Source organism: Parashewanella hymeniacidonis, from assembly GCF_016900895.1.
GTDB classification, from domain to species: domain Bacteria; phylum Pseudomonadota; class Gammaproteobacteria; order Enterobacterales; family Shewanellaceae; genus Parashewanella; species Parashewanella hymeniacidonis.
Map to the genome: position 1 here is coordinate 1 of NZ_JAFEUN010000306.1, position 1,034 is coordinate 1,034.

General features: G+C 40.5%; 1 protein-coding gene. It reads left to right on the forward strand.

Going from position 1 to position 1,034, the window contains the following annotated elements:
• Positions 1 to 966: transposase (locus tag JQC92_RS22475; RefSeq protein ID WP_205001746.1), on the forward strand; the 966-nt coding region annotated here is incomplete at its 5' end.
• Between the last annotated feature and the right edge of the window lie 68 nt (positions 967 to 1,034).

Sequence of the window (1,034 nt, forward strand, 5' to 3'; positions counted from 1 at the left end):
ACAATGGTTAGTGTTGAAGATACGCCCTTTTATCACTGCGTTTCACGTTGTGTAAGAAGGGCGTTTCTTTGTGGGGTCGATTCGTACTCTGGGATCAGTTATGAACACCGCCGTGAATGGGTTGAAACTCGTTTACTTGAATTGGCAGAGGTGTTTGCAATTGATATATGCGCCTATGCAGTCATGTCTAATCACTTACACATAGTGCTCAGAGTCGATGTCGACTTAATTCAGTCTTGGTCTGATGCTGATGTACTTAATCAATGGCATCGATTATTCAATGGTTCACAGCTTTCCCTGCGATATGTTAAAGGTGACAAGCTCAACAAATGTGAGCAAAAACTCCTCGACAAGCAAGTTGCTGAATATCGCCATCGTCTCACAGATATTAGTTGGTTTATGCGCTGTCTAAATGAGCCTATTGCTCGAATGGCTAATAAAGAAGATGGCTGTAAGGGACGGTTTTGGGAAGGACGCTTTAAATCTCAAGCATTATTAGATGAAGCTGCAATATTAGCATGTATGGCTTATGTCGATTTGAATCCAATTAGAGCGAAAATGGTGATAACTCCTGAGCAATCAGATTTTACGAGTATTCAAAGAAGAATAAAAGCAGCACTTAACTGTGAGCAACCACAAGAGTTATTGCCGTTTGTTGGTAACGAACGAACTAATATGCCAAAAGGACTGTCTTTCACAGTTGAAAATTATCTAGTGCTTGTTGAAGAAACGGGTCGATGTATCAGGGAAGGTAAAAGAGGCTCAATTACACAAAGTGAGCATATTTTAGAAAGACTTAACCTCCCGACCAAAAATTGGCTAACACTCTGCTCTGAATTTGGGAAACTCTTTAAAGGTCCAGCTGGAAGTCTTCAATGTTTAACGACTTATTGTGAAAGAATGGAACGTTCCCGGCGGCAAGGTGCCGCCAATGCTCAGCGATGGTTCAGCGACAAGGTAAGCTGATGCTTGACTTAGATTTTCTAATGCAAAAGTATAAGTTATATTTTTAATTTTTATCACGGAATTGTCCA